At 51.6% G+C, this 24,252-nt stretch carries 22 protein-coding genes and 2 pseudogenes; 5 read left to right on the plus strand and 19 right to left on the minus strand.

Translation table 11 applies throughout. The features are described 5' to 3' along the window. Positions 1–250 precede the first annotated feature (250 nt). The 3 genes and pseudogenes from HT085_RS04895 to HT085_RS12050 all read right to left on the minus strand — a co-directional run bounded on the left by HT085_RS04895 (position 251) and on the right by HT085_RS12050 (position 2,588). Positions 251–1,395 (minus strand): annotated as a pseudogene (locus tag HT085_RS04895) (porin). A gap of 324 nt (positions 1,396–1,719) precedes the next feature. Then, complete coding sequence (greA, locus tag HT085_RS04900; RefSeq protein WP_003688476.1) at positions 1,720–2,196, minus strand: transcription elongation factor GreA; 477 nt, start codon at positions 2,194–2,196, stop codon at positions 1,720–1,722. A gap of 263 nt (positions 2,197–2,459) precedes the next feature. Further along, complete coding sequence (locus HT085_RS12050; protein ID WP_003698358.1) at positions 2,460–2,588, minus strand: hypothetical protein; 129 nt, start codon at positions 2,586–2,588, stop codon at positions 2,460–2,462. Between HT085_RS12050 and aroA the strand changes: the two genes are divergently transcribed. Next, positions 2,587–3,888, plus strand: coding sequence for a 3-phosphoshikimate 1-carboxyvinyltransferase (gene aroA / locus HT085_RS04905; RefSeq protein ID WP_003691086.1), 1,302 nt, complete (start codon positions 2,587–2,589; stop codon positions 3,886–3,888). The genes HT085_RS12050 and aroA overlap by 2 nt on opposite strands. 77 nt (positions 3,889–3,965) lie before the next feature. On the opposite strand, the gene HT085_RS04910 is transcribed toward aroA, so the two are convergent. The 3 genes from HT085_RS04910 to HT085_RS04920 all read right to left on the minus strand — a co-directional run bounded on the left by HT085_RS04910 (position 3,966) and on the right by HT085_RS04920 (position 7,735). Beyond that, complete coding sequence (locus tag HT085_RS04910) at positions 3,966–4,499, minus strand: C40 family peptidase (RefSeq protein ID WP_010358242.1); 534 nt, start codon at positions 4,497–4,499, stop codon at positions 3,966–3,968. 56 nt (positions 4,500–4,555) lie between these two features. Next, positions 4,556–6,082: a phospholipase D family protein gene (locus tag HT085_RS04915; RefSeq protein ID WP_010358244.1), complete on the minus strand. Its 1,527-nt coding sequence runs from the start codon at positions 6,080–6,082 to the stop codon at positions 4,556–4,558. A gap of 111 nt (positions 6,083–6,193) precedes the next feature. Beyond that, a complete protein-coding gene (locus tag HT085_RS04920) occupies positions 6,194–7,735 on the minus strand; it encodes an MDR family MFS transporter (RefSeq protein WP_003701286.1) in 1,542 nt (513 codons plus the stop codon). 147 nt (positions 7,736–7,882) lie between these two features. On the opposite strand from HT085_RS04920, the gene HT085_RS04925 reads away from it, so the two are divergent. Genes HT085_RS04925 through HT085_RS04935 form a run of 3 tightly spaced genes read left to right on the plus strand, consistent with a single transcriptional unit; the run spans position 7,883 to position 10,811 of the window. Continuing rightward, on the plus strand, positions 7,883–8,662 hold the full coding sequence (locus HT085_RS04925; protein ID WP_003688416.1) for a (Fe-S)-binding protein: 780 nt from the start codon (positions 7,883–7,885) through the stop codon (positions 8,660–8,662). Continuing rightward, complete coding sequence (locus tag HT085_RS04930; RefSeq protein WP_003688414.1) at positions 8,659–9,360, plus strand: LutC/YkgG family protein; 702 nt, start codon at positions 8,659–8,661, stop codon at positions 9,358–9,360. Before HT085_RS04925 ends, HT085_RS04930 begins: the two co-directional genes overlap by 4 nt. Next, positions 9,357–10,811 (plus strand): LutB/LldF family L-lactate oxidation iron-sulfur protein, encoded by a 1,455-nt coding sequence (locus HT085_RS04935; protein ID WP_003688412.1) that lies wholly within the window; start codon positions 9,357–9,359, stop codon positions 10,809–10,811. The genes HT085_RS04930 and HT085_RS04935 overlap by 4 nt, the downstream gene beginning before the upstream one ends. Before the next feature lie 148 nt (positions 10,812–10,959). On the opposite strand, the gene fitB is transcribed toward HT085_RS04935, so the two are convergent. The 5 genes from fitB to HT085_RS04960 all read right to left on the minus strand — a co-directional run bounded on the left by fitB (position 10,960) and on the right by HT085_RS04960 (position 12,936). After that, positions 10,960–11,379 carry a type II toxin-antitoxin system toxin FitB gene (gene fitB, locus HT085_RS04940; protein ID WP_003691083.1) on the minus strand — a complete coding sequence of 140 codons (420 nt, stop codon included), beginning with the start codon at positions 11,377–11,379 and terminating at the stop codon, positions 10,960–10,962. Then, positions 11,379–11,615 (minus strand): type II toxin-antitoxin system antitoxin FitA, encoded by a 237-nt coding sequence (fitA, locus tag HT085_RS04945; RefSeq protein ID WP_003688410.1) that lies wholly within the window; start codon positions 11,613–11,615, stop codon positions 11,379–11,381. Before fitA ends, fitB begins: the two co-directional genes overlap by 1 nt. 205 nt (positions 11,616–11,820) lie before the next feature. Then, the gene (locus tag HT085_RS12265; protein WP_017146832.1) at positions 11,821–12,003 is read right to left on the minus strand and encodes an integrase core domain-containing protein; all 183 of its coding nucleotides are present in this window, start codon (positions 12,001–12,003) and stop codon (positions 11,821–11,823) included. Positions 12,004–12,062: 59 nt separating this feature from the next. Beyond that, on the minus strand, positions 12,063–12,641 hold the full coding sequence (locus tag HT085_RS04955) for an IS3 family transposase (protein WP_003688041.1): 579 nt from the start codon (positions 12,639–12,641) through the stop codon (positions 12,063–12,065). 4 nt (positions 12,642–12,645) lie between these two features. Next, positions 12,646–12,936, minus strand: a complete 291-nt coding sequence (locus HT085_RS04960; protein ID WP_041420764.1) for a helix-turn-helix domain-containing protein — start codon at positions 12,934–12,936, stop codon at positions 12,646–12,648. Positions 12,937–13,285: 349 nt separating this feature from the next. Here HT085_RS04960 and HT085_RS04965 point away from each other — a divergent pair. Next, positions 13,286–13,681: pseudogene (locus HT085_RS04965) on the plus strand (transposase); the annotation flags it as partial. Positions 13,682–14,054: 373 nt separating this feature from the next. Here the strand turns inward: HT085_RS04965 and sucD are convergent. The 8 genes from sucD to HT085_RS05005 all read right to left on the minus strand — a co-directional run bounded on the left by sucD (position 14,055) and on the right by HT085_RS05005 (position 24,252). Then, a complete protein-coding gene (gene sucD, locus HT085_RS04970; protein ID WP_002244992.1) occupies positions 14,055–14,945 on the minus strand; it encodes a succinate--CoA ligase subunit alpha in 891 nt (296 codons plus the stop codon). Between the two features lie 10 nt (positions 14,946–14,955). Continuing rightward, positions 14,956–16,122 (minus strand): ADP-forming succinate--CoA ligase subunit beta, encoded by a 1,167-nt coding sequence (gene sucC / locus HT085_RS04975; protein WP_003688408.1) that lies wholly within the window; start codon positions 16,120–16,122, stop codon positions 14,956–14,958. Between the two features lie 71 nt (positions 16,123–16,193). Further along, on the minus strand, positions 16,194–16,481 hold the full coding sequence (locus tag HT085_RS04980) for a hypothetical protein (protein ID WP_003688407.1): 288 nt from the start codon (positions 16,479–16,481) through the stop codon (positions 16,194–16,196). A 119-nt stretch (positions 16,482–16,600) separates the two neighbouring features. After that, complete coding sequence (lpdA, locus tag HT085_RS04985) at positions 16,601–18,034, minus strand: dihydrolipoyl dehydrogenase (protein WP_003691082.1); 1,434 nt, start codon at positions 18,032–18,034, stop codon at positions 16,601–16,603. Positions 18,035–18,294: 260 nt separating this feature from the next. Further along, positions 18,295–19,476, minus strand: coding sequence for a 2-oxoglutarate dehydrogenase complex dihydrolipoyllysine-residue succinyltransferase (gene odhB / locus HT085_RS04990; RefSeq protein ID WP_003691081.1), 1,182 nt, complete (start codon positions 19,474–19,476; stop codon positions 18,295–18,297). 99 nt (positions 19,477–19,575) lie between these two features. Beyond that, on the minus strand, positions 19,576–22,404 hold the full coding sequence (locus tag HT085_RS04995) for a 2-oxoglutarate dehydrogenase E1 component (RefSeq protein WP_003691080.1): 2,829 nt from the start codon (positions 22,402–22,404) through the stop codon (positions 19,576–19,578). A gap of 204 nt (positions 22,405–22,608) precedes the next feature. Further along, complete coding sequence (gene gltA, locus HT085_RS05000) at positions 22,609–23,892, minus strand: citrate synthase (RefSeq protein ID WP_003688402.1); 1,284 nt, start codon at positions 23,890–23,892, stop codon at positions 22,609–22,611. Positions 23,893–24,003: 111 nt separating this feature from the next. Then, entirely contained in the window at positions 24,004–24,252 is a 249-nt protein-coding gene (locus tag HT085_RS05005) for an FAD assembly factor SdhE (protein ID WP_003688400.1), read from the minus strand.

Genomic DNA, 24,252 nt, shown 5'->3' on the forward strand with positions numbered 1-24,252 from the left:
CTCATTTGGAAAACGGTTTGAAAGATTCATAAATATAGCATGTTTAATCCGAATCTGAAAAGGGAAGCCGTATGCGAAATCCCGTCTGAAGCCCAATCAGGGCTTCAGACGGGATTTGCTATCTTTATTGCCGCTTTTCTTCCGTATCCGGATTTTTGTTTGGGGCTGAAGCAGATTGGCAGTCAGATTGCAATCGAAGAATGAAGGCAAGCCATCAAAAACAAAGCTATCCGCTTCACCGCCCCGATATTTAGAATTTGTGGCGCAGACCAACGGAGGCGGCATTAATTTGAGTGTAGTTGCCGATGCCGGTATTTCGTTTCAGCCAAGCGGCAGACATGATGGCGGAAGTGCGCTTGGAAAAATCGTAATCGACACCGGCGATGATTTGATCATAGCTGGTATGTTCGCGTTTCTGACTGCGTTCGACAAAGTCGAAACCATGGGCATAGCTGATGCGCGGGACTGTATTACCGAAGCGGTAGGAAGCAGTGGCGGCAATTTCGGTCGTACTGTTTTTGGTTTTGTCGGCATTTTCAGACAAATCCAACTGAGCCGCCAAGGCGAGATTCAAGCCGCCTTCCCCATAGCCGCCCGTCAGGCGGTGTACCTGATGGTTTTTCAATGGATCGGTATCACTCGCTCTGCCGAGCAAGAACAAAAAGAAAGCATCATGCCCCTCATTGGCGTGTTTCGCATATTTAAGGGCATAATTTCCGAAAAAGCCGCCATTTTTGTAATTCAGACCGGCATAATACACATCCGACCCCGGCTTGCCGACAACAGCCGGAACTGGTTTCATCTGATTACTTTCCAGCGTGAAAGTAGCAGGCGTATAGGCGGACTTGCTGTTTTGACTCGGAACAAATTGAATGCTGCCGCTGAAACCGGAAAATCCGGGGGAATCGTAACGCACGGAAACCGGCATACCGTCGTGGCGTTTGAAAATACCCAATTGCGAAGCCACATTATTATTGCTGTCCCAAGGATCAATGGCTTTGCTGGCATCGCCAAACGGATTCGCAACGCGACCGGCGAGCGCCGTGCCGAATTCGCCTGCCAAGCCGATAAAGGATTCCCTGTTACCCCAACGGGTCGCGCCGCCGCCGGCAACGGATACGTCTTGCTCGAGCTGCCAAACAGCCTTCAGCCCGCCGCCCAAATCCCCACCCCCTTAAAGCCGATAAACGAGCCGAAATCACTGACTTTCGTCCTGATGCGGCTTTTGGCCTTAGTAACTGTATTGCCCGTTTGACCTTCTGAGGGTGGCTCGGTCAACTGCAGCCGGATGTTCCTGCCTTCCACACCAGCTTTGACTTCGCCGTACAGGCTGACATCGGCAACTGCCGCAAACGGCAGTGCGGACAATACGAGGGCGGTAAGTTTTTTTCGCATATCGGCTTCCTTTTGTAAATTTGCTAAAAACATCGGGCAAACACCCAATCAGTCTCCAATTACCCCCCGAAAAAAAAACCATTTTTCGGAACAAATTTCGGGTAAATTTTGGAATTTTTATTTTGAAAAATAATATTTCAATATAAAACAATAAATTAACTTTTTTGAAAATGTTGCTTTCCCGCAACATGATTTAAATACAGACCTTGTCAAAGCCGATGCGGCGCAGACCCGGATGCCGTCTCGTTTTTTAAAACACCATAAAAAAACACACGCGGTACTTTAATTTCCTGCGTGTGTCGAGTGTATCGAAATCAAGCCGAATCAAATATACCGGACTTCGATAATATCGTATTCGCGTACGCCGCCCGGTGCCTGAACTTCCGCCGTATCCCCTTCTTCCTTGCCGATCAGGGCGCGGGCAATCGGAGAGCCGACATAGATTTTGCCCTGTTTGATGTCGGCTTCGTCTTCGCCGACAATTTGATAGGTAACGTGTTCTTCCGTTTCCAAATCTTCCAGCGTAACCGTCGTACCGAACACGATTTTGCCTTCGGCGTGGATTTCGGCCGGATTGATGATGTGGGCAACGGAAAGTTTGTGTTCCAACTCGGAAATGCGGCCCTCGATAAAACCTTGGCGTTCTTTGGCGGCTTCGTATTCGGCGTTTTCGGACAAATCGCCGTGCGATCTGGCTTCGGCAATCGCTTCGATCACTTCGGGACGCGCCACGCTTTTGAGCTGCTGCAATTCCTGTTTCAGCAATTCCGCACCGCGTACGGTCAGGGGGATTTTTTGCATCGGTCTTTTTCTCCATATTCCGGCACACCGGTTTGCGGCGGCAAGCATACCGCGTACCGTCTTGTTTTGTGCGTCCGGATATTAAAATAAAAATACAAGCCGCCCGGAAAATCGGCGGCTTGTCTGTCGTTGAACAGCGGCTATTCTACCAAATTCTATGAAATTGGCAATCGTGCCGTGCCGCCGGCAGACGCGCTATGTCCGCAACAAAAGCCGAAAATATGCCGGCAAAAAAATTTTAGAAACAAAAAATTTAAAAAAAATCAATTTTCGGCATAAAAAACCAAATTCACGTACTTTAAAACCGAAAATGCCAAACCTGAGATTTTCCAGACGGCATTTGCACCAGTATAATGCAGGCTGTTTTTATCTTTATATTTACGTTTTGCCATGACCGAATCCGTCCGCCTCCCCGCCGCCTCGCTCAAACCTTCCACCGTCGCCCTGCCCGGCTCCAAAAGCATCAGCAACCGCACCCTGCTGCTCGCCGCCCTGTCCGACAATGTTTGCGAAATCCATTCCCTGCTCAAATCCGACGATACCGACCGTATGCTCGAAGCACTCGATAAACTCGGCGTTCAAATCGAACATCTTGCCGAAGGCCGTCTGAAAGTACACGGCACGGGCGGACGCTTCCCCAACCGCTCTGCCGATTTGTTTTTGGGCAACGCGGGCACGGCGTTCCGTCCGCTGACCGCCGCGCTGGCCGTTTTGGGCGGCGATTATCATCTGCACGGCGTGCCTCGTATGCACGAACGCCCCATCGGCGATTTGGTCGATGCGTTGCGGATTGCCGGCGCCGATGTCGAATATCTCGGCAACGAACACTATCCGCCGCTTCATATCGGCAAACGTCAAGACTGCGGCGAGCGCGTGATTCCTATTAAAGGCAATGTGTCCAGCCAGTTTCTGACCGCCCTTTTGATGGCGTTGCCGCTGACCGGGCAGGCGTTTGAAATCCGTATGGTCGGCGAGTTGATTTCCAAGCCCTATATCGACATTACTTTGAAACTGATGGCGCAATTCGGCGTACAGGTTGCCAATGAAGGCTACCGCGTTTTCAAAATCCCTGCCGATGCGCACTATCACGCACCCGAACACTTGCACGTCGAAGGCGATGCCTCCGGCGCGTCCTACTTCCTCGCAGCCGGTTTGATTGCCGCCACGCCCGTCCGCGTTACCGGCATCGGCGCAAACAGCATACAGGGCGATGTCGCCTTTGCCCGCGAACTGGAAAAAATCGGTGCGGACGTGGTTTGGGGCGAAAACTTCGTCGAAGTCTCGCGCCCGAAAGGACGCGCCGTCCAAGCCTTTGATTTGGATGCGAACCATATCCCCGATGCCGCGATGACCCTCGCCATCGTCGCGCTTGCCACAAGGCAAACCTGCACGCTTCGCAACATCGGTTCGTGGCGCGTTAAGGAAACCGACCGCATCGCCGCAATGGCGAACGAGTTGCGCAAACTCGGTGCAAAAGTCGTCGAAGAAGCCGAAGCGATTCACATTACCCCGCCCGAAACGCCGACACCCGATGCCGTCATCGACACTTACGACGACCACCGCATGGCGATGTGTTTCTCGCTGATTTCGCTGTTGGGAGTACCCGTCGTCATCAACGACCCGAAATGCACCCATAAAACCTTCCCGACTTATTTTGAAGTGTTCTCATCACTGACCGAAACAGCGGAATAAGGCGGAAAAATGCCGTCTGAAACCCGAAAACAGGGCTTCAGACGGCATTTTGCCGCGATTCCGGCGCGGCGGGCGGCTCATTCTGTAAAAAACGTATGCGCTCCAAGGTAGTTTTTGGCGTAAAACGGTGTGGAGAGTTTTTCGGTTTTGATGGTTTTGCCGCTGCCGGGGGCATGGATGAATTCGCCGTTGCCGATGTAGAGTCCGACGTGTGAGTAGCGGTGTGCGCCGCCGGTGTTGAAGAATACGAGGTCGCCGGCCTTGAGGCGGCTGTCGGGGATTTTGCGGCTTGCCGCCGCCATGTCGCGGGCGGTGCGCGGCAGCTTGACGTTGAGGGCGTTTTTGTAAACGAATTGAATCATGCCGCTGCAGTCGAAGCCGGTTGCGGTGCTGCTGCCGCCCCATTTGTAGGGCGTGCCGATGAGTCCGAGGCTGTGGAGCATGAGTTCCTGCGAGCCTTGTGTGCGGCCGATGTGGCTGATGCGGACGGCTTGGATTTGCCGGACTGTCTGTTTGGGTTTCGGTTGGCGGTGTTTGCCGGAGGTCGTGCCGCATGAGGCGAGGAGCAGTGCGCCGAGACAGAGGAAAAGGGTTTTGTCGGGGGAAAACATGGTTTTTTCCTTTGCGGGTTCGGATATGCCGTCTGAAGGTGTTTCAGACGGCATTTCTATAATAAACCTTCGATGGGCAGCAGGGATAGGATTTTTGCGGCGATGCGTTTCCAAAGTTTGGCTTCGGGTTCGTTCGGGTAGGTTTTTCGGGTGGCGGGATCGTGCCATTGCAGGCGGTTGTGTTTGTCGAGGGTAACGCGGTAGGCGTATTCGGGTGTGGTATCGGCGAGGGTGCGCTCCATCTGTTCTGCGATTTTGGGGCTTTCGATGACGACGCCCATTTCGGTATTGAGCCGTGCGGAACGGGGGTCGAGGTTGAATGAGCCGATGAAGATGCGTTTGCCGTCCACAATGAAGGTTTTGGCATGCAGGCTGGTTACGGAGCTGCCGGTCAGGCCTTTGTCTTTTGTGGCGGGGACGGCATGGTTGGGTTGCAGCTCGTAGAGTTTGATGCCGGCTTTGAGCAGCGGTTTTCGGTATTTGACGTAGCCGGAATGGACGGCGGCAACGTCGGTCGCCTGTAGCGAGTTGGTCAGGACGGTAACGTCTATGCCGTCCTGCACCAGTTTTGCCAGTGCGTCTGTGCCGGATTTTGTAGGGACGAAATAGGGTGAAACCAGATAGACGCTTTTTTCGGGCTGTTTGAGCGCGTCTTGCAGCCTCCCGGCAATCGGCGGTTTGCGGCGGTCGCGGTCGAGTCCTTTTGCAGGGTTGTCGCTGATCAGGCGGGTTTGGACGCTCTGCCAGTCGATGCGTCCCGTCTGTATTTTTTGGTAGAGGGGCGACTGTTCGACGGTTTCGCGGTAGCGCAGGAGCGCGTGTCTGGATGTTTCGTCGTTGTATCCGAGTGCTTGAAGACCCTTGCCGATGTTGCCGCTGCGGATGATGCGCGTGGCGTTGTGGGCGGAATGGCTTGCCCAGTAGCGGTCGAAGTCGTGCGATACTTCGCCGACGACGCTGCCGGTGGCGAGGATGTCCAGGTCGGCGAAAACGGTGTCCTCACCGACTTTGAAGTATTCGTCGCCGATATTGCGTCCGCCGAGTATGGTGGCGCGGTTGTCGGCGGTAAAGGATTTGTTGTGCATGCGGCGGTTGAGGCGGGGGAAGTCGGTCAGGTAGCCGAGTGCGCGCCATTTGCGTAGGACGAAGGGGTTGAACAGGCGCACTTCGATATTGGGATGGCTGTCGAGGGCGAGCAGGAGATCGTCCAACCCGCGCGTGTTGTTGTCGTCCAACAGCAGGCGTACGCGCACGCCGCGTTCTGCGGCAAGGTACATGAGGTTGAACAGCAGCCTGCCGGAAATGTCGTTGCGCCAAATGTAGTATTGCAAATCGAGGCTGTGTTCGGCAGATTCGATAAGGGCGGCGCGGGCGGCAAAGGCTTCGTGGGGGTCGTCGAGCAGGTAGATGTCGGATAGCCCGTTGTTATGAGGGGTGTGCCGGATTTGCAGGATGTTGTCCAGGAGGACAGGTTTGGAAGTATTGAAATGACGGCTTTCCGTCCGTTCTTCCAGTGGGGGCAACCATGAAGAACATGAACAGAGAAGGAGGCATAAAAGGGAAATGAGGCTGCGTGTTTTCATCGGGGATATAGTTTCAGACGGCATTGCCTGTATTTTGGGGTCTGTATGCATTGAAATGAAGCATCATAATCTAAAGGTTGGAATGGGTAAAAGTTTTGTCGGGATGCGGGGTTAAGGCCGCGTGCCTCTTGTCAGGTTTGCACCGTCTGAAACGTGCAGACGCTTAAAAACCAACGACGAGGCAAGGGTGATGCCGCCGATACTGAGCAGGGTCATACGGAAGGCGAAATGCAGGCCTGAAGAAGCCGGTATCAGAAATGTCCAGTTTTTAAGGATTAATGCGCCGGCAACAATGCCCACGCTGATGGCAAGCTGTTGGTTGACCGCCATCAGGCTGTTGCCGCTGCCGGTCTGTTGCGGGCGCAAATCGGCGAGGGTCAGTGTGTTCATGGCAGAAAACTGTAGGGAGTTGCATGCGCCGATCGCCAGCGAGAGGAAAATCCAAATCCACAGCGGCGAGTTTCCGTCAGGCAGGGCGAGCAGCATGATGAAGGCGGCAAGCAGCTTGGTGTTCCAAAGCAGTACCGTGCGGTAGCCGAAACGTTTCATGAGCGGTGCAATCAGCGGTTTGACCAGCAGCGAAGACAGGGCGACGGGTGCGACCAGCCAGCCCGACAGGCTTGCGCCGAAGCCGAAAGCGACTTGAAACATCAGGGGCATCAGAAAAGGAATCGAGCTGATGCCGAGACGGCTGAACAGATTGCCCGCCAGTCCCAAACGGAAGGTGCGTATCAGAAACAGGTCGGCGGAATAAATCGGTTTGGACGCGGTTTTCATATGTCGGAAATAACGGCGTGCAAACAGCAGTCCGCCGCACAGCGGTAACAGTGCAAAATACGGAGGCAGCGCGTGCGACAGGCTTTCTGCCGCAAGCAGCAGCAGGCAGGCGGCAACGGAAAAGGTCAGATAGCCTTTGAAATCCAGAGCGGTATCGTTGCCTTTGACATCGGGCATGATGTTGCGTCCCAATATGAAACCCAGCAGACCGATGGGCAGGTTGAGCAGGAAAATCCAGTGCCACGAAGCGTATTCGACCAGATAACCGCCCGCCAGAGGTCCCAACGCAGGGCCGATCAGTGCAGGCATGACCGCATAATTGATGGCGTTGAGCAGCTTCGATTTTTCATATACACGCAAGATGGTCAGACGCGGTATCGGAACCAGCATCGAACCGCCGATCCCCTGAACGACACGGGAAAGCGTCAATTCAAACAGCGAACCCGATGCGGCGCACAATGCCGATCCGAGCATAAAAACGGCAATCGAACCGAAAAAGACTTTTTTCGTTCCGAACTTGTCCGCCAAATAACTGCTCAAAGGAATCAGCAGGGCAACCGTCAGCGTATAGGCAACGACTGCCTGTTGCATATCCGGAGGCGATTCGTTCAGGTCGGCGGCAATTTCGGGCAGTGCGGTATTTAAAATGGTCGCATCCAACATCTGCATAAAAATGGCAATTGCCAGCAGAAGCGGCAGCCAAGGGGATGGTGCGCGGGCGGACAGGGTGTTTTTTTCCATAGGGTGATTGTACCCCATCCTTGTGCCGTTATTGTTTTCAGATGCTGTCTGAATGCCGGCAGAGTCGGCATCCTGAATGTTCACAAGCAAACGAATCGGCATTGCATTGTAATGATAATTATTATCGAAAATCATCAGAGTAAGGTACAGTAAGCGTTATGGGGCAGTTTGTAAGAAAAACCGGATTATTTTTTAAAATTAGACTTGACCCGCAACGGTCAATTACTTAAAGTAAACGCTTACCTTTCTACAGAAAAAACGGGTTTCCCGTTATCAAAAAATATGAGCGCAACCATTCCCCCAAAAATCATCCGATACGACAGCAATCCGACAGATGTCTATTTTTTCGGCACTTGCGTCCTTGATCTTTTTATGCCCGAAGCAGGCATGGATGCCATTGCCCTAATCGAGCAGCAGGGCATACGCGTCCATTTCCCGATGGCGCAAAGCTGCTGCGGTCAGCCTGCCTATTCATCCGGCCATCCGACCGAAGCCTTCGATGTCGCCAAAGCGCAACTCGACCTTTTCCCCGAAAACTGGCCGATTGTCGTACCGTCCGGCTCATGCGGCGGCATGATGAAACATCACTGGCCTACCCTGTTTAAAAATACAGAATACGAATCCAAAGCGGTTGATTGTGCCAACCGTATCATTGAGTTTACTCATTTCTTGCTTGCCATCGGCTACAAGCCTGAAGACAAAGGCGAGCCAGTCAAAGTCGCCGTTCACACTTCCTGTGCCGCCCGCCGAGAAATGAATGTCCATCTTTCAGGCTGGCAGTTGATTGACGGTATGGAAAACGTCGAACGCATCGTCCACGACCACGAAAGCGAGTGTTGCGGCTTCGGCGGCACATTCTCCGTCAAACAAGCCGATATTTCCGGCGCGATGGTAACCGACAAAGTTGCCGCGCTGAAAGAAACCGGCGCAACCGAAATCATCAGCGCGGACTGCGGCTGTATGATGAACATCGGAGGCAAAATCGCCAAGGACGAGCCGGATATGCCGCGTCCGAAGCATATCGCATCCTTCTTGTTGGAACGCACCGGAGGCAAAGTATGAGCGCGCGCGAAAATATTTTGGCAAAACTGAAAAAAGCCGGCGCATTGCCGATGGAAGAGCCTGCGGTTTTTGATTATTACCGCGAAAAGGGCGTTTCTTGGGACAGCGAAGCCGAGCGTCTGAAACATTGGGCTGCCGCCATGCGCGCGGTCAAAACCGAAATCTATTGGGTGACGAAAAGCAATTGGATGCAGGTTTTCCGCGAAGCGGCAGAAGGCAAGGGTTTAAAAAACATCCTGCTGCCCTTGGCGACCGAACACGGACAAATTGCCCGTGCCGCATTGGCGGGCAGCAATATCGACCCGATTGCCTTCGAGCGCGAAATCGATACTTGGAAAACCGAGTTTTTCACGAACATCGATGCAGGCTTCAGCGGCGCGCAATGCGGCATCGCCCGCACCGGCACGCTGATGCTGTTTTCCAGCCCTGAAGAACCGCGTACTTTGAGCCTCGTTCCGCCCGTGCATTTCTGCCTGTTCGATACGTCCAAGATGTACAACGAGTTTCACAACGCCGTCGAAGGCGAAAAACTGGTGGAAAACGGTATGCCGACCAATGTATTCCTGATTTCCGGCCCGTCCAAAACCGCAGACATCCAGTTGACGCTCGCTTACGGTGCGCACGGTCCGCGTGATTTGGTCATCCTCGCCATTTTGCCCGACCACATTTCCCCTGCCGATTTGGAGGAAAACGCATGACTACGCAAACCATCAAGTTCCACATGAAGCCGGAAACTTTCAAACAAAACGCCGCAATTTCCCTTCAAGACAAGCCCTTGCGTAAAAGCCTGCGTACCGCGATGGATATGCTGATGACCAAGCGCAAAGCCGTTTTGACCGACGAAGAAGAGTTGCAAAGCCTGCGCGATTTGTGCGAACACATCCGTCAGCGTTCCCTCTCCAAATTACCCGCGCTGCTGGAGCAGTTGGAAGAAAACCTGACTAAGTTGGGCGTGAAAGTACACTGGGCGGAAACCCCTGCCGAAGCCTGCCAAATTATCCACGACATCATCACAGCCAAAAACGGCAAGCTGATGGTCAAAGGCAAATCCATGGTCAGCGAAGAAATCGAGCTGAACCATTATCTTGAAGCAAAAGGCATTAAGGCGGTGGAAAGCGACTTGGGCGAGTTTATCGTCCAAATGGCAGGCGAAAAACCGACCCATATCGTGATGCCCGCAATCCATAAAACCAAAGAACAGGTCAGCGAACTGTTCCACCAAAACCTCGGCACACCGCTTACAGACGACGTGGACCAACTGACCGGATTCGCCCGCAAAGCCCTGCGCGATATTTACAGCACTGCCGATGTCGGCTTGAGCGGCGTAAACTTCGCCGTTGCCGAAACGGGCACGCTGTGTCTGGTCGAAAACGAAGGCAACGGCCGCTTGAGTACTACCGTTCCGCCCGTACATATCGTCATTACGGGTATTGAAAAAGTTGTCGCCAAGCTGTCTGATGTTCCGCCTTTGTACAGTCTGCTGCCGCGTTCCGCCATCGGTCAGAACATTACCACTTATTTCAATATGATTACCGGCCCGCGCCGCAGTGAAGAATTAGACGGTCCGCAGGAAATGCACTTGGTTTTGCTCGACAACGGCCGCAGCCAAGCTTATGCCGAAGACCAAATGCGCCGCACCCTGCAATGTATCCGTTGCGGCGCGTGTATGAACCATTGCCCGGTTTATACACGCATCGGCGGCGCGGCATACGGCACAACCTATCCCGGTCCGATTGGCGAGATTATTTCCCCGCACCTGTTGGGTCTTGATGCCACCCGCGACCTGCCGACTGCCTGCACGATGTGCGGCGCGTGCGTGGAAGTTTGTCCGGTACGCATCCCGATTACCGAACAAATGCAACGTTTGCGCGTTGAAGCACAACGTTCGCCGACCGAAACCGTGCCGCACCCCATCCGAGGGCAAGGCGCATCGCATACCTTCGGCGAACAAATGGCGTGGCGCACATTCAACGGTATTTTCAGCGGTAGCAAAACCTACCGCGCCTTCGGTTGGGCAGCCACCAAGTTCCGCAATCTGACCCCGCGCAAACAGTTGGGTTGGACGCAAAACCGCGTACCGATGAAACCGGCGAAGAAAACCCTGCACGAACTGATGGCGGAAAAAATGCGCCAAAAAGAACAGGCATAAAAAGTTGTTCGCAAAAATACCGTCTGAAACCCGAAAACAGGGCTTCAGACGGCCTGAAAAGCAGCCTGAACGCGCAAAAATAAATAATGAAACGGAATGCTAAGACGCTTTCAGGCAGCCTGACATTAAGGCTGCTTAAAAGCGTCTTTTAATCGTGCCACGGATTGAACACCGCGACATCGGCCGCAAAAAATGAGCCGGTATCACGCGTAGCAACTGTCAAACTGTGCTGTTTTGCAGTGGCGGCAATATAGCCGTCTGCGGCAGCAATCTCTTTGCCATGTGTTTTGGCATAGGAACGAATTTGCGCATAGATTGCGGCAACCGGTTCATCAAAAGGCAGAATCCGCCCCGCAAATAAAGGCAAAATGGATTGTTCCAAACGTTCGTGCAGCACATTCTTTTTCTTGCCATTGAGCAACAACGCCACACCCAAACGCAATTCTGCAACAGTAATGGCAGACAAATACACATCTTCCAATATCAAACTATCCAACCATGCCACCACACGTTCATTGGGTTGTGGGCGCAAAGGTTCGGAAATCACATTCGTGTCCAGCAAAATCATCACAAAGAAACCTCGTTATCAGTATTACGACCGCGTACGTCTTCCAGCTCAACACCTCCGATTTCCTGCCCTATTGATGCCAACATTGACCCCAAACGTACAGTTTGTTGTGCTTTGGCGATGTTATCCAAAATTAAGCGGATTTCTGCTTCGGTACTGCGCCCTGCGGCTCGCGCACGGAATTTGATTGCGTTGTGCGTGGCCTCGGATAAATTTCTAATCACAACAGAAGCCATTGCCTTTCCTTCCTGAAAAAAGTTTTTCAAATGCTATCAAAATAAAAAAAATGATAGCAATCTATTTTTTAACGCCTGCGGATGCCTGAAAATTCAGGTGGCCGCAGGCGTTTTTTTACATCTAAAAAAACGTCTCCCCTCCCTCTTTCTGATAAATAAAAAACAGTCGCTCTTGAACTGCACCCCAAAAAGTCGGACAGTTTAATCAAGCGGCTTTCAGGGACTGAATTCTGTACTGAACAGGGCTCAGTCCTTTTAATTTCAACTTGATTCTATCGTTGTTGTAGTAACGGATATATTCGTGCAGTGCCGCTTCCGATTCGGTAACGGAATCATATTTGCACGTATGGAAACATTCCGATTTCAACGTTCCGAAGAAACTTTCCATTGCCGCATTGTCCAAGCAGTTTCCCTTGCGGGACAGACTCTGAACCAGACCGTTGCCTTTCAACTGCTTTTGATAAAAAACATCTGATATTGCCAACCTTGATCCGAATGCAGCATCGGCTTTTCAGACGGCCCCGGTTTCTCCGGCGCACCTTTCAGTATCTCGCCGGCCAAATCGAAAGTCGGGCGGGTTTGAATACGGTAACTGACGATTTCCCCGTTAAACAAATCCATAATCGGAGAAAGGTATATCTTTTCTCCGCCTACATCGAACTCGGTAACGTCCGTTACCCATTTCTCATTCGGCTTTTCTGAATGGAAACAGCGTTGCAGGATGTTCGGCGCAACTTTGCCGACTTCTCCTTTGAACGAGCGGTATTTGCGCCGCCGTATCACTGCCTTCAGCCCCGTCTTCGCCATCAGACGGCTGACTTTCTTGTGATTGACCGGTATTCCTGCGTGACGGATGGCTGCCGCAATCCTCCGGTAGCCGTATCTTCCCTTATATCGTTGATAAATATCATGGATATGTCGTTTCAAATCGGCATATTTGCCTTCTGCCGATTGGACGGCCAATTGGTAATAGAAGGTGCTGCGTGGCAGTCCGACAATCCCCAACAGCAGTTCAACGGATGGCATTTCCTTAACCCTGCGACGAGTTGCGTTCTTTCTGCCGCACTTCTTTCAAGGCATCGAGCTTTTTTAGGACAGCCGCTTCCGCTTTAAGGTAAGCCAATTCCGCAAACAGTTCTTCCTTGGTTTTCAGATAGTCGGCTTTTTTCGTTTGCGGCGGATACTGTTTTTTCACGGGCTTTCTTCCTTTGGGTTTGGGCTTTAAACCGTTAATACCATTCAAACGGTAGAGGCGCAACCATTGCGGCAAAACGGAGCAGTCGGGCAGATTCAGTTGGTCTGCGGCAGCTTTTTGGGACATTCCCTGCCCCGTCACCGGGCGGATTGCCTCAAGTTTGTATTCGACCGAATATTTTGTCGTATGCTTTCTGCGTTTGATGCCGCTTTCACCGTGTAATCTGTATCTTGCCACCCATTTGCGTACCAATGAATCGGAAATGGAAAAATATAGTGAATTAACAAAAATCAGGACAAGGCGGCGGGCCGCAGGCAGTACAAATGGTACGGAACCGATCCGCCCGGCGCTCCATCACCTTAGGGAATCGTTCCCTTTGAGCCGGGGCGGGGCAACGCCGTACCGGTTTTTGTTAATTCACTATATATAGAAGGTATATATCCTAGTAGGCGTAATGGCAGCTATTACAAAATGTCTGCATCAGGTTCACGAAACGCAAGTCGAAAGCGTCAAACAACTGATTGCCCGTTTTGACCGGCTGATTGACGAATCGGACAAACAAATCGACAACCACACCCGCACGCATTTTGACGGCAAAGCCCAAGTGGCGGAGCAAATCAAAGGCATCGGTTCGATAACGACGGCTACGCTGATGGCGATGCTGCCCGAATTGGGGCGGCTGTCGCACAAACGGATAGCGGGTTTGGTCGGCATTGCCCCGCACCCGAGGGAGAGCGGGGAAACCAAATTCAAAAGCCGCTGCTTCGGCGGAAGGTCTGCGGTGCGTAAGGCGCTGTATATGGCTGCCGCGGCAGCGACACGTTTTGAACCGCTTATTCGGGATTTCCACCAACGCCTGCTGTATAGCGGATTAACAAAAACCGGTACGGCGTTGCCCCGCCCCGGCTCAAAGGGAACGATTCCCTAAGGTGATGAAGCACCGGGCGGATCGGTTCCGTACCATTTGTACCGTCTGCGGCTCGCCGCCTTGTCCTGATTTTTGTTAATCCGCTATGGTTTAAAGCTTTGTTTCTTAAGTCCGCAGAGTATGCCATGGTTAGACCTTCAACGTTGAGTGTTGTACTATTTTGTTTTTAATCCACTATATTCTGACTGCCTCAAAGGGCAAAAATAATGTGAGTATGTTGAGGCTGCCTCTTTTTGAAATGACAAACAAAATGCCGTCTGAAACCCGATTTCCGGTTTCAGACGGCATTTGATGTTCAATCAGTTGTCAAACCTGATTATGCCAAACCTTTTGCTTTCAACACTTCCAGCATCGTCGTGCCCAACTCGGCAGGGCTGCGGGTGTAGGCGATACCGGCTTTTTCAAACGCGGCGAATTTTTCTTCGGCAGTACCTTTACCGCCGGAGATAATCGCACCGGCGTGGCCCATGCGTTTGCCTTTAGGAGCGGTAACACCGGCGATGTAACCGACAACAGGTTTGGTTACGTTGGATTGGATGTATTCGGCTGCTTCTTCTTCCGCAGTACCACCGATTTCACCAATCATGATGATGGCATCGGTATCTGGGTCTTCTTGGAAGAGTTTCAGTGCGTCGATTTGGTTCATACCAGGAATCGGGTCGCCGCCGATACCGATACAGGTTGATTGACCCAAGCCCAGTTTGGTGGTTTGTGCCACGGCTTCGTAAGTCAATGTACCGGAACGGGAAATAATACCGATGCGGCCCGGAGTGTGGATGTGGCCCGGCATAATGCCGATTTTGCACTCGCCCGGAGTAATCACGCCCGGGCAGTTAGGGCCGACCAAACGGGTACCGTTGCCGTTGGTTTCCAAGTAACGTTTGGCTTTGAGCATGTCCAGAGTTGGAACGCCTTCGGTAATCACAACGACCAAGCCTACGCCTGAATCAACGGCTTCAACGATAGAATCCAACACAAACGGAGCGGGAACGTAAATCACGGATGCGTCAGCGCCGGTTTCTTTAACGGCTTCTTTCATGGTGTTGAATACAGGCAGGTCTAGGTGGGTTTGACCGCCTTTGCCTGGGGTAACGCCGCCGACAACTTTAGTGCCGTAAGCCAGAGCTTGTTCGGAGTGGAAAGTACCGTTTTTACCGGTGAAACCTTGAACCAATACTTTGGTGTCTTTATTAATCAATACGCTCATTCTTTTCTCCTTAGGCGTTTACGGCTGCAACAATTTTTTCGGCTGCGTCATTCAGACCGTCTGCAGAAGTCAGTTTCAGACCTGATTCGTTCAGGATTTTCGCGCCGAGTTCGGCGTTGTTGCCTTCCAAACGAACAACGACAGGAACGTTGACGTTGATTTCTTTAACGGCTGCCACGATGGCTTCCGCAATCATGTCGCAACGTACGATACCGCCGAAGATGTTGATCAATACGCCTTTAACGGATTTGTCTTCCAAAATCAGTTTGAACGCTTCAACCACGCGGTCTTTGGTTGCGCCGCCGCCAACGTCCAAGAAGTTGGCAGGTTGGCCGCCTTTGAGTTTGATGATGTCCATGGTGGCCATCGCCAAACCGGCACCGTTAACCATACAGCCGATATTACCTTCCAGGGCAACATAGTTCAGGTCGAATTCAGAAGCTTTCAGTTCACGTTCGTTTTCTTGAGATTTGTCGCGCAATTCAGCGATTTTTGGCAGGCGGTAGAGCGCGTTGCTGTCGATGCCGATTTTGCCGTCCACGCAAGCCAGTGCGCCGTTTTCGCGAACTGCCAGCGGGTTGACTTCAAACAGGGCGAAGTCGTTTTCGACAAACGCTTTGTACGCGCCGGTCATCAGTTTGGCGAACTCGTTGATTTGTTTGTCTTTCAAGCCCAGTTGGAAGGCAACTTCGCGAGCTTGGCAAGGTTGCAGGCCGACCAGCGGATCAACGGTTACTTTGAAGATTTTTTCTGGAGTTTCAGCAGCAACTTTTTCGATTTCCACGCCGCCTTCGGTAGAAGCCATGAATGTAACGCGGCGGGTAGAACGGTCAACCACTGCGCCCAAGTACAGCTCGGTTTGAACAGGATACATGTCTTCGCAAACCAAAACGCTGTTGACAGGTTGGCCGTTGGCATCGGTTTGGTAAGTTACCAAGTTGGTGCCAATCAGGCTTTCAGCCACTTCTTTGGCTTTTTCGCGGCTTTTAACGACTTTTACGCCGCCCGCTTTACCGCGGCCGCCGGCGTGTACCTGTGCTTTGACAACAGCGAATTTGCCGCCCAATTTGTCGTAAGCTGCAGCGGCTTCTTCGCCGTTGTGCGCCAAAATACCGCCTTGTACGGGCAAACCGTAGCTAGCCAGCAGTTCTTTAGCCTGATACTCGTGTAAATTCATGGATTTCTCCTTAAGGTGAGTGGGTTTTAGGAATCGCCCTGCGGCCAATCCCATATTTTCAGACGGTCCTACTATTTACTGAAGGGCAACCACATCCGCGCCAGCAGATACATGACTGCACCGCCTCCCCCGAGAATAAAAAAGACGATGCCTTTTTTACGCGAATTCGGACAGAGCAGATAAACGGCAAGGCTGAAACTGATAAACAACAATGCCACGCGCCAAACCAATTCTTTATCTTTGAAACGGTTGAGCGTATAAGTTTCGGTCATCATCACATACATCTGCCACAATGCGGCCATACACATGCTGATGATGCCCATCGGTATAAAGAAAATACCGACTATTTCTTTGTTCATAATGAATGTAAATGCTGTTTGTCTGACGGAATTATAAATCAGAAAACGAAGCTCTCGGAACATTCAATTTGCCGGAGGCCTTAAGGCCGTCTGAAAATTTCAGACGGCCTTAATGTCTATCAACCGTGCAAAGCGCGTTTGTCGGCCGCCAATGCAGCTTCGTGAACCACTTCGGACAAGGTTGGGTGGGCATGGATAATACGGGCGATATCTTCGCTGCTGGCGAAGAATTCGAGCGCAGTCACGCCTTCGGTAACCAATTCGCTGACAACCGGGCCGATCATGTGTACGCCCAAGATACGGTCGGTTTTGGCATCTGCCAACACTTTAACCGTACCTTTGGCTTTGCCCATTGCCAATGCACGGCCGTTTGCACCGAAACCTGAAGTACCTTTTTTGTACTCCACGCCTTCGGCTTTGAGCTGCTCTTCGGTTTTACCCACCCAAGCGATTTCAGGGTCGGTGTAAATCACAAACGGTACGTTGTTGAAGTCGATATGCGGTTTTTGACCGGCAATGCGCTCGGCAACGGCAACGCCTTCGTCGCTGGCTTTGTGTGCCAACATCGGGCCGCGAACCACGTCGCCGATTGCCCATACGTTAGGCAGGTTGGTACGGCATTCGCCATCCACTTTGATAAAGCCGCGCTCGTCTTTTTCCAAGCCTACGGCTTCCGCGTTCAGGCCTTTGGTGTTTGGAATACGGCCGATGGCAACGATCAGTTTGTCGAATACTTCGGTTTTGGCTTCGCCGGCAGCAGTTTCGTAAGCAACGGAAACACCTTTGCCTTCAGACTTGATGTCGCCGATTTTCGCACCCAATTCGATGCTCAGACCTTGCTCTTTGGTGAAGTATTTGAAGGCTTCTTTGGCGATTTGTTGGTCGGCGGCAGCCAGGAAGGTCGGCGCGGCTTCAAGAATGGTAACTTCCGCACCCACGCGGTTCCATACGGAACCCATTTCCAAACCAATCACACCGGAACCGATTACGCCGAGTTTGGCAGGTACTTCGGTCAGGTTCAATGCGCCTTCGTTGTCCAATACGTTCACGTTGTCGATAGCGACTTGCGGCAACGGACGCGGTACGGAACCGGTTGCTACGATGACGTGTTTGGCTTCGATAACGGTTTTCTCGCCTTTGTTATCGACTTCAATTTGGTAAGCATCGCCATTTTTACCGGCAAAGGAAGCAGTACCGAACAGGCTGGTTACTTTGTTTTTTTGGAACAGGAATTTCACGCCGCCGGTCAGTTTGGTCACGATGGCATCTTTGCGCTCAATCATTTTGGCCGCGTCAAATTTTACGTCGCCGACAGTGATACCGTGTTCGGCAAAATCGTGTTGCGCAGCGTGGAAATGTTCGCTGGATTGCAACAGGGCTTTAGAAGGGATACAGCCTACGTTCAAGCAAGTACCGCCCAATGCAGGGGCATTGCCTGCTTTGTTAACGCCTGCATCGACACAGGCAGTTTTGAAACCCAGTTGTGCGGCACGGATGGCGGCAACGTATCCGCCCGGACCTGCACCAATCACTACTACATCATATTGAGACATCGTGTCATCCTTTGCTTTTAGCAGTATCTCAAAATAAAAACGATACTTTTCGTTTCTTTTTTTATTTTGAATGACTGCGTTTTGATGGTTTTAAGAAAAAGCCGTCTGAAAGTCCATATCTGCCGATTCATTCGAATCAAATGTTTCAGACGGCCTCAATCGTTCGTTGAGCCTATTGTAGCACGATACTACATTACGCTACATCTAAATAAAAATTCAGACGGCCTTTTCATTAACAAATAAAAAGCCGTCTGAAACGATTACAGATCCAACAACAGGCGGACCGGGTCTTCCAACGCGTCTTTAATGGCTACCAAGGTCAATACAGCTTCGCGGCCGTCAATGATACGGTGGTCGTAAGACAGAGCCAGATACATCATTGGACGGACAACAACTTGGCCGTTTTCAACCACAGCGCGCTCTTTAGTGGCATGCATACCCAAAATCGCAGATTGAGGCGGGTTGATGATCGGGGTGGACATCATAGAACCGAAAGTACCGCCGTTGGTAATACTGAATGTACCGCCGGTCAGGTCTTCGATAGCGATTTTGCCGTCTTTGGCTTTTTTCGCGTAATCAACAATTGCTTGTTCGATGTCGGCAATGCTCATTTGGTCGGCATCGCGCAGGATTGGTACAACCAAACCGCGTGGGCTGCCAATTGCGATACCGATGTCGAAGTAGCCGTGGTACACAATGTCTTTGCCGTCAACAGAAGCATTCACAACCGGGTATTTTTTCAGGGCTGTAACAGCGGCTTTAACGAAGAAGGACATAAAGCCCAGTTTTACGCCATGTTCTTTCTCGAATTTTTCTTTGTACTTCGCACGCAAGTCCATGATCGGTTTCATGTTGACTTCGTTGAATGTAGTCAGAATGGCGTTTTCTTGTTGAGAAGCCAAGAGGCGTTCTGCAACACGGGCACGCAGGCGGCTCATTGGTACGCGTTCTTCAGGACGTGCGCCGGCAGGAAGTGCAACGGCAGGGGCCACGGCTGCGGCAGGTTTGGCAGCGGCATTTTGTACGTCTTCTTTCAATACGCGACCGTCACGGCCGGAACCTTGCAATACGTTCACGTCAACACCGGTCTCGGCAGCCAGTTTTGCAGCGGCAGGCATGGCGGCGTTGTTTTGTGCAGCAGCAGGAACGGCAGCCGGGGCAGCTTCGGCAGGAGCGGCTGCAGGTGCTTCAGCAGCGACAGTAGCAGCTGTATCGATACGGGCCAAAACTTGGTCGGCAACAACGGTTTCACCGTCTTGCGCTACGATTTCAACCAATACGCCGGCTTGTGGAGAAGGTACTTCCAAAACCACTTTGTCCGTTTCGATATCGATCAGGATTTCGTCACGGGCAACTGCTTCGCCAACTTTTTTCTTCCATTCCAAGAGTGTGCCTTCAGATACGCTTTCAGACAGCATAGGTACTTTTACATCAATAATCATTTTGTGTCTCCAATGGCCCTTTCAGACGGCCTGTTGTGTGTTTTTAATTCTGCATATGGGCATTCCGCCTGAGCAGACTCAGACGGAATGCTACTTGGTTTATAACGCCAAAGCGTCTTCAACCAATTGTTTCAATTGAGCAATGTGTTTGCTTGAGTAGCCCACTGCAGGCGATGCGCTGCTTGGACGGCCGGCATAAGACAGTTTTTGCTCTTCGCTGATAACGTCTTCGATGCGGTGGCGGATTTGGTAGAACGCGCCTTGGTTTTTCGGCTCTTCTTGCGCCCAAACCACAGATTTTGCGTTCGGATATTTCGCCAGTTCGGCTTTAACCTCGTCGTATGGGAACGGATACAGCTGCTCAACGCGGACGATAGCGACATCATCTTCCAGTTTACGTTCGGCTCGACCGGCTTCCAAGTCATAGTAAACCTGACCGGCACACAATACCACGCGTTTCACGCTGTCGTTGCTTGCGCGTTCGGCGGTATCACCAATAACCGGACGGAAAGTCGAACCTTCGGTGAAGTTTTCCAGCGGGCTCATTGCACCTTTGAAGCGCAACAGGCGTTTGGACATGAAAATCACCAGCGGTTTGCGGTATGAACCCAAGACTTGGCGTTGCAAGAGATGGAACATTTGCGACGCTTCAGACGGCATGATGACTTGCATATTGTTCTCAGAACACAGTTGCAACCAACGTTCTACGCGTGCAGAAGAGTGTTCAGGGCCTTGACCGTCGTAGCCGTGCGGCAGGATGGTGGTCAGACCGCACAAGCGACCCCACTTGGTTTCGCCTGAAGACAGGAATTGATCAATAGTTACTTGCGCGCCGTTGGCGAAGTCACCGAATTGAGCTTCCCAAATGGTCAGCTTGTCAGGAGCGGAGCAGGCAAAGCCGTACTCGAACGCCATCACGGCTTCTTCGTTCAAGATAGAGTCGATAACCAGGAACTCGCCCAAGCCTTCGCCCATGTTGCGAAGAGGAACATAAGTACCGTCGTCCCATTTTTCGCGTTTTTGATCGTGCAGAACGGCATGACGGTGTGAGAATGTACCGCGGCCGGAGTCCTCACCGGAGATACGCACGCCATGACCTTTGGTCAGCAGGCTTGCGTATGCGAGGGTTTCGGCCATACCCCAGTCGATGGCTTGTTTGCCGGATGCCATGGCTTTACGCGCTTCGATCACACGTTTTGCAGTCGGATGCAGGGCAAAGCCTTCCGGCACAGCGGTGAATTTCTCAGTAAGACGCTCAATGTCGGCGGCAGGCAAACCGGTTTCGATTTTTTCGCGCCAATCTTTACCTTGGTATTTGCTCCAGTCGATTTGTGTGCGTTGGAAGTTGCTCAACGTTGTTTGCTCAACATGTTCGCCTTTGTCCAAAGCATCACGGTAGGCTTGGATGTAACCGTCGGCCTCAACTTGAGTTACCACGCCTTCGGCAATCAGTTGCTCGGTGTACAAAGCACGCGCACCCGGATGTTGCGATACTTTTTTGTACATCATCGGTTGGGTCAAAGTCGGATCATCGCCCTCGTTGTGACCCCATTTACGGTAGCAGACAACGTCGATTACGATGTCTTTATGGAATTTTTTGCGGTAATCCAAAGCGGCTTGAATGGCAAAGCAAACGCGTTCGGGATCATCGCCGTTCACATGGATAACCGGAGCGGAAACCATTTTTGCGATATCGGTACAGTGTACGGTTGAACGGGTATCGCGGATATCGGAAGTGGTAAAGCCGATTTGGTTGTTGATGACGATATGGACCGTACCGCCTGTGGTATAACCGCGCGTTTTAGACAGGTTGAATGTTGCTTGGTTGACACCCAAACCGATAAATGCGGAATCGCCGTGAATCAATACCGGCAAGACTTTATCGCGGCCGTTTTCGCCCAAACGTTTTTGTTTGGCGCGTGCAGAACCTTCCACTACCGGATTGACGATTTCCAAGTGTGACGGGTTGAACGCCAAAGAAACGTGCATCGGGCCGTGAGGGGTGGCAATATCGGAGCTGAAGCCCATATGGTATTTCACGTCGCCACTAGGCAGTTTGATTTCGGCACGGCCTTCAAATTCGGCAAACAAATCGCCGGGTTTTTTGCCCAAAATGTTCACCAAAACATTCAGACGGCCACGGTGCGCCATACCGATGATGACTTCTTCCACGCCGTCCTTACCGGCGTTTTGAATCAGGTAGTTCAAACCGGCAATCGCGCTTTCGCCGCCTTCGACACCGAAACGTTTCTGACCGACATATTTGGTATGCAGATAACGTTCCAAAGTCTCGGCAGCGGTCATCTCTTTCAAGATACGGCGTTTTTGATCGGCATTGTAATGCGGTGTGGACAATACGCTTTCAAAATAGTTGCGTACCCAACGGCGCTCTTCGGTATTGGGAATATAGATATATTCCAATGCGATGTGGCCGCAGTAGGTTTGTTTGAGGTTGCTGATGATTTGGGACAAGGGCAGTTTGCCGCGATTGGCAAAATCACCCTCGCCCATATTGAATCGAAGCGCCATATCGGCATCTGACAGACCGTGGAATTTCGGATCGAGGGCTTCAATATCGCGCGGAGGGATACGTTTGAGCGGATCAAGTTGGGCCGCACCCACGCCTTGGATACGATAGGCAGAAATCAGCCGTAAAACGCTGACTTGCTTTTTCAGCATTGCCTCATCCGCACCGCCCGCAACGGCAGATGCAATTTTCTTTTTCGCCAAAGTAACAAATGATTCGCGAATCGGTGTGTGTGCGACATCGACAGCAACCGTCCCCGGCTGTTTGCTCAAATCGGTGAAATACTGCTTCCATTTTTCATCAACCGCATCGGGGTTTTCCAAAAAAGCCTCGTACAATTCCTCAATGTAGGGTGCGTTCGAACCGAACAGATAAGAGAAATTGAGTTTTTCGTCCATCATGGCGTGCGCTCTTTTCTTTAAAATATAAACAAAGGGTAGAAGTCCGCGTCCTGACGGCTGAACTGATGCCGTCTGAAAAGACATTTTATTCTACCCTATTTTAAACCGGATTGCTTGTCTTGATTTCATCCGACTACAATCAGACGGATTCAGGAAACAATCCGGTTCTCTGATATTGCCTGTTTGACAATATATTAATGTATGTTACCTCTCGCCTGCCGGCACATAATCGCGGCGTTCCGAACCGGTATAAAGCTGGCGCGGGCGGCCGATTTTCAGCGAAGGATCGCTAATCATCTCGTGCCAGTGCGAAATCCAGCCCACGCTGCGCGACAGGGCGAAGATGACGGTAAACATTTCGGTCGGGATGCCCAGCGCGGACAGGACGATGCCGGAATAGAAATCGACATTGGGATACAGTTTGCGTTCGATAAAGAACGGGTCTTTCAGCGCAATCTGTTCCAATTCCATCGCCAGTTTGAATTTCGGACTGTCTTCCAAGCCCAATTCCTTCAAAACTTCATAGCAGGTTTCGCGCATAATGCTGGCACGCGGATCCATATTGCGGTATACCCGGTGTCCGAAGCCCATCAGGCGGTATTTGCGCTGTTTCACGCCTTCCATGTATGCGGCAACATTGGACACATCGCCGATTTCATCCAGCATTTTCAACACGGCTTCGTTCGCACCGCCGTGCGAAGCACCCCACAGGCAGGCGATACCGGCAGCAATACAGGCAAACGGGTTCGCACCCGAAGAGCCTGCCAGACGGACGGTTGAAGTTGAGGCGTTTTGCTCGTGGTCGGCATGCAAAATAAAGATGCGGTCGAGTGCGCGTGCCAAAACGGGATTAGGTTTGTAGTCTTCACACGGTGTGGCAAACATCATATGAAGGAAGTTTTCGGAATAAGAAAGATTATTCTTCGGATAATTGAACGGCAGACCGTTTGAATAGCGGTAACACATTGCCGCAATGGTCGGAATTTTGGAAATAAGGCGGTAAATCGCGATTTTGCGGTGTTCGGGATTAGTAATGTCCAAGCTGTCTTGGTAGAACGCAGACAGCGCGCCGACCACGCCGACCATCATCGCCATCGGATGCGCGTCGCGGCGGAAACCCCGGAAGAACCAAGTCAGCTGTTCATGCACCATCGTGTGGCGGCGGACTGTATTGTCAAATTCTGCCTTTTGCTCGGGAGTCGGCAGTTCGCCGTAAATCAACAGGTAGCAGACTTCCAAATAATCGGACTTTTCGGCCAGCTGCTCGATGGGGTATCCGCGATAATAAAGCAAGCCTTGATCGCCGTCGATGTAAGTAATTTTAGACTCACAGCTTGCGGTTGAAACAAATCCGGGGTCGAAGGCAAACAAACCTGTATTTTTTGTCAGCCCCCGAATGTCAACCACATCATGCCCGATGCTGGCTTCCAATACCGGCAGCTCCAAACCTGCCCGACCCGGTACGTTGAGTTTGATTGATTTGGACATATTATCGCTCCTTTGCAAGTTATAACCCACGTTACTGCATCCGCAGCACGTTCTTTGCTTTCAGACGGCCTTTGCATTTTGAAATCTGCCCTCAGACAAATTTCAGATGCCTCATGCCCGTCTGATTTTTTCAAGCATCGGGATAAGGTGCCCTTTGTCCGTTTCCGAATGCCCGTGAATCAAGGCAAGCAATTCTTGATCTTGAAATTCAAGGATTTCGGAAAACTCGGACAGCTCTTTATCGCTCAAATGCTCGAATTCTTTTTCCATAAACCTGCCGAAGATTAAATCTAGTTCCAACAATCCCCGGCGGGTTTGAAAACGGATTTTCCGTTTGGCAATGTCGTCAAAAACCATCAT

It is taken from the genome of Neisseria gonorrhoeae (assembly GCF_013030075.1).
Taxonomy (GTDB): domain Bacteria; phylum Pseudomonadota; class Gammaproteobacteria; order Burkholderiales; family Neisseriaceae; genus Neisseria; species Neisseria gonorrhoeae.